The organism is Nostoc sp., from assembly GCF_036918245.1.
GTDB lineage: Bacteria > Cyanobacteriota > Cyanobacteriia > Cyanobacteriales > Nostocaceae > Nostoc.
Genome location: NZ_JBALEF010000075.1, coordinates 1 through 7,102, shown reverse-complemented (window position 1 = coordinate 7,102; position 7,102 = coordinate 1). Strand labels below are relative to the sequence as shown.

Below are 7,102 nucleotides of genomic sequence, written 5' to 3'. Positions count from 1 at the left end.
TCGGAGACTTTTATCTATCTTGCGATGATTCGCATTATGGTGAGGCGTTTGGCATAAATTTTTACCGCTCACAACTTTTAAAACACCCTCTTAGATGTATGTTCTATTAGCCTGAATTGTAGTTAGCAGTTTCGAGGTTTCTTTGTTGCGGCGTTCTGCATTCTCAAAACGCAGCTCTTTTAGATATCCAGTTAATGCACTTTGAGCAATAGCCTGTGGTTCCCCATTGTTTAACGTATACCACAGCGAACCATTGTGACGATTGCAATAGATTTTGCAACTGCCAGCTTCATTGTGTAGCCCCAACTTCGGTTTATTGATTGAGGCAACCAACTGTTTAAGTAGTTCTTCTTGCCGCATCAAAGAAGCAAGTAAATACGATGTTTCTTGAGACATGATAAAGATTCTAGATAGCACTTCACAGTGCTTTGGCGTAGCCTTTAGTTCTAATGACGAAGTGTGAAATTGGCAATAAAATAGCGCTCTTGCTATTACAAAAGCGCTGGAAAACTTGGTGATTTGTATCAAGTGTAACTATTCTTCTGGGCTATTTCTCTGACGCAATAGCCTGAGAACTTCCTCTAAGCCTGCGTTTAAGTTTCTGAGGTCAGATTTCATTTCTCTAATGTCCGCTTTGACTTGCCGCATATCCGAAGCTAAACCAGTGGCCAGCGTCATTGTCTGAGCAATGGCAGTTTGAGACGTTCCAATGGTTCCTGCTTGAATTTTTAAGTTTGTAACATCTTGTGTCAGTTCATTGAGGCGTAGGTAAATATCGTCAAATCTAACATCGTCTGTCATCTTTTCTCCTTGCTGACATCCTCAACTACAATTTTAGCCATATCGCTGTGTCATCTCGTCATCTGTTGAGCGAGGCGTAGCTAAAAACAGTCGATGTGACCGAAAAGTAATTTTAGTCACGCCACCGCACCTGTTACGCTGCTATCAACTCCCGACGAACTTGTGGCATTTCTTCCACAGCCGTAACCTTGGAGAGCGCTACAATAGCCTCTTTTACGCTCCAATACTTCACACCATCCCCACACCGCCAGTAGTAAGTCTTCGGGTCATTTGACCATAACTCATCAGTGTTTCTGACCTTGAATAGTACACCCAAGAACTTACCATCAAGATATACGTTATGAGCAGTCTGAAGCTCAGTAGGCGACCGCATACTTGTGGAGTAGCGATGCCTGCGGCGGTAAACTACGCCTTGATTCTGGAATGTTGATTTTTTATAACCAGTTTTCAGACTTAGTTAGGTCATCGGACTTATCTCCGGCGATTTGAGCGTTACAAGGTTACTTCCGGCTACTCCGGTCTTAGCTCCGGCTACTTTTCCCGGTGGCACTTCAGTTTTGGTGCATTGAATTAGTTTGCAATCTCTTTAAATGCGTTTTGGGATAGACAGTTCGCTTTTCCTTACAATCATTGTGCAACTCTTAGTTGCAATTATCAACCCCTAATTGCACAATTAAGGTTGATTTCAGACACAGTAATTCAGCTAAGGTACAGCCAAATACTTGACATAAGGCAGTAATGACTTCTGGAGAAGCGTTTTTGACATCTGTATTTGTCTCCATTCTGTTCAAGTACTGGCGGGAAATATCTACTTCAAATTCAGTAAGCCTTTTGGATAAAGCCATTAACGGTATATCGCCCCGCAACTCACGCATTTTCTGCCCACGCGCATCTGTCCATCTAATAGACCCCACTTCACTAAGTGGTAACATTACGACCTCTGATTGTTCTTGACTTGCCATATTATGCAACTTTTAATTGACGAAAGCAATAGCTTACTGCAACTATTAGTAGCAAATAGTGAGCCAGTGTGATAGCCTATGTTCAAGAAAGCTAGTCTATTCGGTGTTGCTCATTAACAGTTAATTGTGAGGGATAATCAGCTAGTGGATAACGCTTTTTTTTATAACCCTTGGAACCCAATCAGCTAAACTTGACAAAGTTTTTGAATGTCGCAATATTCAAGCTTTGCCCTTGAATGTGCGTTCTTGGGTTATTTCTTCAGTTACCTCTGTACTTGCTCCTGGTGGAACGCTGTTGATGATTACTCGTGTTCGAGACACAGAAGCTGAACCGGATGGGCCACCTTGGCCATTATCTAACTCAGAATTAGCACAGTTTAAAGATTTAGGGTTATACCAAGTTGAGCAACTTGTGTTTTTAGAGTCTGGGCAAATTGACGTTAAACAAGTTCGGATTGAATATAGAAGACATAATTCTCTGAGCAAATAGTAATTAATGCTCGCCTTCTGCTGCTATTGAGAGATCAAGCAATTTGCAACTTTATGAACCCAAGTCATATATAGCTATCACCTATGAAATTATTCAAATACCCAATTAAGCTTGCTTCCTCTTGCTTTGCCATCTATGTTATCGCTTCTACGGCTGCGGTAATTGCTCAACCCAAACCTCCACAAAGCAATTCGGTAATAAAATTAACACCGACTCAATTAAAAGTTTTACGTTCACTAGGCTTAAAAATAGCATTACCAAGTTACGTACCCACAAATTTCCATGCCGACAAGGTAATAGTCTCGGCTGGGCGCGAAAATATTGACAGTTTGCGTTACTTAATTGTTTACCAAAATTTAAGTGCAGATAAATGCTTTGGGATTGAGTCAGTATCTGGGGGTATTGGCGACTTACCCTCTGGGTCGCGCAGTTACCCGATAAATTCTCCGATATTTGGAAAAAGCGCTTTGGAGCAAGGATTATACGGTAATGCCAAACAACCAACATTGCTATCGCAGTGGTGGGGAGAGCAAAATGGCCCCTTTTACAGATTTGTTGGTACGGGAGTAATGCCAGAATTGTCTAATTGCAGTAACGTTACTCCCCAAGAAGCAGTCAAAGTTTCACAGTCGATTCGATACTTGAATTAATCGATTATGGCTTTGCAGTCATTGGATTGACAGTAGTAAAGTAAATACATTTGTATTGATTAGGGTGTAACTTTTTCTTTAAACTGTAACAAGCAGAGAATGCAGGCACAATGGTTGCTGGGATAGTCATTGGCTCATTGGTTTTCGGATTACGCCCTTCGCGTTGGGAGTGATCGCATCGCTCGAATGAGCCAAACCCAATGAGCGTTACCTTATCCCCATTCGCTACAGCTTCGATAACTACTGACAAAAAAGCACTAATGACTTCCAATGCTTACTTTTTTGTGATGTTGGTCTTTGCTGCTACAGCATCTACTACTTCACATGAGTTCATAAATTCACTCCAGCATTGTAAAGTCAGGGTAGGAGCGATCGCAACTTCTAAAAATGCTAGAACTCACGCATTGACAAATAAAACTAACAATAACGTCCTGGCATGTACCTTGTTCAGGAAATTCCGGGTTGCTCCAGATTTCAGGCATCTGAATATTCTCATCTGCGGGTAAGATTGTAGAACTTTTCGTTGTTAGTGAAATACTTACGTTTAATGTGAATTAAATGTTGAAACCCCTGTAATTTCGTTGATAATTCTAAAAGCATAATTTTTGGCAATTCTCAAACCTTACAGGAGAAGAGACGTTTTTAATTTACATTAGGCATTACTTATAATTCCAGAGGCGTTACGCTTTATGTAAGGAAATAAACTTAGTTAAGATCCCAAAATGTCCTCACCACAAATCCAATCCTACGGTTGTAACAACTCTCTAGACCAGCCTTTATCCACTCTGCCGTCGTGGAAAATCAAACTGCTGTATGACGGCCAATGTCCCTTGTGTCTGCGTGAGGTTAACTTTTTGAAAAAGCGGGACGCCAGTCGAGGGCTGGTGGCGTTTGTAGATATTGCAGCTGATGACTACAATCCCCAAACACATGGCGGTGTTGACTATGAAACTGCAATGGGGCGTATTCATGCTGTGTTGCCAGACGGAACGCTAGTTAAAAATGTTGAGGTTTTCCATCGCATTTACGAAATTCTGGGGATGGGTTGGGTCTATGCTGCAACTTCCTTACCAGTTATCGGTGCTATTGCCGACTTCCTATATGGGATTTGGGCTGATTGGCGACTTTTTCTAACAGGACGACCAGATTTAGCGACTATTGTACGAGAGCGTTCTTCTCGACTTGCTTGCAAGACCCAAAGCCGTTGTCGCTTAATGGATGGAGATGACTAAGCTCAGTTTCACAATAAATGATGTCTTACTAAAACTGAAGTCACAGGTGAACAGGTGTAGCGCATCATTGAGGCGCTGCTGGAAGAAAAATCAGCAAAGGTAGCATGGCGTAAGTTTATTTTCGTTGCATTCGCTTCAGACATATCGTCAGTGATTCACCGAACTTAATACCAGTCCCCTCGCCAGATAATGGATTGTGGAACCCGTTGGCGTTTGCGAACGCGAACACGAATGATCAAAGCACCGTTGGCAGTAGTGTTTCTTCATAGAAGGGCTTTCAGAGCCTTAATCCAAAGTCTAGCTCAAAATATATTTGATCCGGTGAGTCCTCTGAATGTAGACGGGTTGACCACGTTCTCTTAACTAACTTTCCCCTTGGGCTGGGCATTTCCTAGTCTGGAAGTGCCATAAGCGAGCGATTTATCAAAGAAAAAATCAGCCTTTGAGCGAATCAAAACAATAGCTATCCCTGTCATTCAACCCTTGGATTACTTCTCTAACCTTTTAGGTTTTGATTGACATCAGATGTAGAATTTTAGTCGATTCAAGGGGAGTAGTAGTAAGCTGAAATTAGAGGCAGACTACTAAATTAGGGATTATCTCTAACCACAACTGATTCAGCACACTCAATTGAAATTGTGACTCGTGAAGGAGCAAGAACAGTGGAAGCTTTACTACAAAAAACTTGTGTTCCCTGTAGTGGTGATTCGCCGCCAGTAACTGAGACTGAAATTGCTGAACTTCAGCCTCAGATACCTAATTGGAAGATGATTGAGGAGAATGGTGAGTCACATCTACAGCGTGTCTACAACTTTCCTGATTTTCAGACAGCACTAGCCTTTACTCAACTAGTGGGTGAAGAGGCTGACAAACAAGGACATCACCCCGCTTTACTGACCGAATGGGGCAAGGTAACAGTTACTTGGTGGACACACGCGATTCAAGCACTGCATCGCAACGATTTCATTATGGCAGCTAAGACTGATGATATCGCTACTGGGTTTACTAACTAGAGCGGTGGGGCTTCAAATTGCTCAAAAAGCTTGGAACAGTTCTAGTATTTTTGCCTTGAGTGCTGAAATTGTCTGTTCTAAAGTCTCACTTGATTCCGTATTTGCTAGATGGGCATCACCTACATAAGACCTACCCTTTGAACAGCTAACCGCCTAAAAATTAAGTAACTTTCTGACATCTAAAAATTATATATTCCTTATGTAAATATGAAAAAATAGATTGCACATCTTTTAACTCTTCCTCACTCATTTTGTATATATGAATCTATTTGCCCCAGTGTGATAACTCAAGAATGATTGACTTTTGAGTGTTTTATTGAAAAGTTAAATCAAAAGCTTTTCCCAGAGATAAACCAAACCAATTTACTCGTTTATACTCGTCAAAAGGCTTAATTAGTAACTAGTCAACTATTGTTGGTGAAAGTTCACTAACTGGGGTACAAGTATCATTGGAACAGAAAACCAGGTTAAGCTTAAAAATCTTATCCTGTAAGGTTTTTATTGAAGATTGTAGTAACTGATGTTTCAAGTTCCCAAGTAGTTGCTTAACGAGAAAACCAGGTTTCAGCTTTGAAATAAATCTATATTATTAATGTAATAATGTTTAACCCGGTTTTCTGTTCCAATGGTACTAATACCCCGTAGTTTACGCTAAAATAACCATTCTCCGCAGCCGCTCAGGAAAGCAGAATATAACTAATGGCTAACCTCAACCTCATTTCAGAATATAAAAGCGTTGGTGGCAAACTCGGTTTCTACAGTCATCACTCCTCCACCTGTAACGCTGAAATGCGCTTTACCATCTATCAACCACTACAAGCAACTCAAAATCCTGTACCGATTCTCTATTTTCTCTCTGGATTAACTTGCACGGAAGAGAATTTTATGGCGAAGGCGGGAGGAGTGCAGCGCTTTGCCGCTGAGTACGGTTTGATATTGGTTGCACCAGATACCAGTCCGCGTAATACTGGCATTGCAGGTGAGGATGATGACTGGGACTTTGGCACTGGTGCAGGTTTTTATGTTGATGCTACAGAAGAACCGTGGCGTCAAAACTACCAAATGTATAGTTATATCGTCCAGGAATTACCTGCTTTAATTACTACAAATTTCCCCACCCAACCTGATAAACAAGGCATTTTCGGTCATTCGATGGGCGGACATGGGGCACTTGTCTGTGCAATGAGAAACCCAGAACTCTACAAATCAGTATCAGCCTTTGCACCTCTAGCTGCACCTATGCGTTGTCCTTGGGGTCAAAAGGCTTTCAGTGGTTATCTTGGCAGCAATCAAGAAAATTGGCGTGCTTATGATGCTAGTGAATTAGTCAAGCAAGTAGGTTATCACAGTTCAATTCTTATTGATCAAGGGACTTGTGATAAATTTTTAGCTAAACAATTACTGCCAGAGGTGTTTAAGCAAGTTTGTACAGATGTTAACCAGCCGCTAAACTTGCGTTACCAAGAAGGCTATGACCACAGTTATTATTTCATCGCCAGTTTTATTGAAGATCATATCCGCCACCATGCGATCGCTTTTAAAAAACTAGACCGGAAAATAGGAATTCAGATTTGACACTTTTCTTAAGTTTTATATTGTAGTTAAACAATGCAGTTATTTAATTTGCCAAATATGTATAATGCTATCCTCATTACTACTAGCAAGGGTTTTACCATCTCGGCTCAGAGCAAGCCCTAAAACAGAACTGGAACCATCTTGAAAGGTATGCAACGCCTTTAAAGTCTCTAAGCTCCACAGTTTAATACTGCCATCATAATTGCCGCAGATCAGAATTTTTCCATCGGGGCTGATCGAGGGCTATTTCATTCTAAATGTAGACACAATCTGGTATAATCCATAGGGCTATTTCATTCTAAATGTAGACACAATCTGGTATAATCCAGCGCAAATCATACCAGATTGTATTTACTACCGTGTCTGAAATCGAAATTAT

General features: G+C 41.0%; 10 protein-coding genes and 1 pseudogene. 5 read left to right on the top strand and 6 right to left on the bottom strand.

Features of this window, described 5'->3' with window-relative positions:
• Window positions 1–90 precede the first annotated feature (90 nt).
• The 4 genes from V7L12_RS21785 to V7L12_RS21770 form a co-directional block, all read right to left on the bottom strand.
• The gene (locus tag V7L12_RS21785) at window positions 91–396 is read right to left on the bottom strand and encodes a hypothetical protein (RefSeq protein ID WP_335087420.1); all 306 of its coding nucleotides are present in this window, start codon (window positions 394–396) and stop codon (window positions 91–93) included.
• Between the two features lie 138 nt (window positions 397–534).
• On the bottom strand, window positions 535–801 hold the full coding sequence (locus V7L12_RS21780) for a hypothetical protein (protein ID WP_138506138.1): 267 nt from the start codon (window positions 799–801) through the stop codon (window positions 535–537).
• A 133-nt stretch (window positions 802–934) separates the two neighbouring features.
• Window positions 935–1,174, bottom strand: a complete 240-nt coding sequence (locus V7L12_RS21775; protein WP_335087418.1) for a hypothetical protein — start codon at window positions 1,172–1,174, stop codon at window positions 935–937.
• A gap of 268 nt (window positions 1,175–1,442) precedes the next feature.
• Window positions 1,443–1,763: a helix-turn-helix domain-containing protein gene (locus V7L12_RS21770; protein WP_335087417.1), complete on the bottom strand. Its 321-nt coding sequence runs from the start codon at window positions 1,761–1,763 to the stop codon at window positions 1,443–1,445.
• Window positions 1,764–1,911: 148 nt separating this feature from the next.
• Here V7L12_RS21770 and V7L12_RS21765 point away from each other — a divergent pair, with 148 nt between their 5' ends.
• On the top strand, window positions 1,912–2,253 hold the full coding sequence (locus tag V7L12_RS21765; protein ID WP_335087422.1) for a hypothetical protein: 342 nt from the start codon (window positions 1,912–1,914) through the stop codon (window positions 2,251–2,253).
• An 83-nt stretch (window positions 2,254–2,336) separates the two neighbouring features.
• Entirely contained in the window at window positions 2,337–2,903 is a 567-nt protein-coding gene (locus V7L12_RS21760) for a hypothetical protein (protein ID WP_335087416.1), read from the top strand.
• Window positions 2,904–2,907: 4 nt separating this feature from the next.
• On the opposite strand, the pseudogene V7L12_RS21755 reads toward V7L12_RS21760, so the two are convergent.
• Window positions 2,908–3,237, bottom strand: a pseudogene (locus V7L12_RS21755) (HU family DNA-binding protein).
• A 388-nt stretch (window positions 3,238–3,625) separates the two neighbouring features.
• Here V7L12_RS21755 and V7L12_RS21750 point away from each other — a divergent pair.
• The 3 genes from V7L12_RS21750 to fghA all read left to right on the top strand — a co-directional run bounded on the left by V7L12_RS21750 (window position 3,626) and on the right by fghA (window position 6,723).
• Window positions 3,626–4,135 (top strand): thiol-disulfide oxidoreductase DCC family protein, encoded by a 510-nt coding sequence (locus V7L12_RS21750; RefSeq protein ID WP_335087414.1) that lies wholly within the window; start codon window positions 3,626–3,628, stop codon window positions 4,133–4,135.
• 638 nt (window positions 4,136–4,773) lie between these two features.
• Window positions 4,774–5,148, top strand: coding sequence for a 4a-hydroxytetrahydrobiopterin dehydratase (locus tag V7L12_RS21745; protein ID WP_335087412.1), 375 nt, complete (start codon window positions 4,774–4,776; stop codon window positions 5,146–5,148).
• A 699-nt stretch (window positions 5,149–5,847) separates the two neighbouring features.
• The gene (fghA, locus tag V7L12_RS21740; protein ID WP_335087410.1) at window positions 5,848–6,723 is read left to right on the top strand and encodes an S-formylglutathione hydrolase; all 876 of its coding nucleotides are present in this window, start codon (window positions 5,848–5,850) and stop codon (window positions 6,721–6,723) included.
• Between the two features lie 39 nt (window positions 6,724–6,762).
• On the opposite strand, the gene V7L12_RS33290 is transcribed toward fghA, so the two are convergent.
• Window positions 6,763–6,960, bottom strand: a complete 198-nt coding sequence (locus V7L12_RS33290; protein WP_442947904.1) for a WD40 repeat domain-containing protein — start codon at window positions 6,958–6,960, stop codon at window positions 6,763–6,765.
• Window positions 6,961–7,102: the final 142 nt, after the last annotated feature.

Excerpts from the sequence above, each read along its gene's own strand:
- V7L12_RS21785 (WP_335087420.1), bottom strand. The coding sequence starts at position 396 with ATGTCTCAAGAAACATCGTATTTACTTGCTTCTTTGATGCGGCAAGAA.
- V7L12_RS21780 (WP_138506138.1), bottom strand. The coding sequence starts at position 801 with ATGACAGACGATGTTAGATTTGACGATATTTACCTACGCCTCAATGAA.
- V7L12_RS21775 (WP_335087418.1), bottom strand. The coding sequence starts at position 1,174 with ATGCGGTCGCCTACTGAGCTTCAGACTGCTCATAACGTATATCTTGAT.
- V7L12_RS21770 (WP_335087417.1), bottom strand. The coding sequence starts at position 1,763 with ATGGCAAGTCAAGAACAATCAGAGGTCGTAATGTTACCACTTAGTGAA.
- V7L12_RS21760 (WP_335087416.1), top strand. The coding sequence starts at position 2,337 with ATGAAATTATTCAAATACCCAATTAAGCTTGCTTCCTCTTGCTTTGCC.
- V7L12_RS21750 (WP_335087414.1), top strand. The coding sequence starts at position 3,626 with ATGTCCTCACCACAAATCCAATCCTACGGTTGTAACAACTCTCTAGAC.
- fghA (WP_335087410.1), top strand. The coding sequence starts at position 5,848 with ATGGCTAACCTCAACCTCATTTCAGAATATAAAAGCGTTGGTGGCAAA.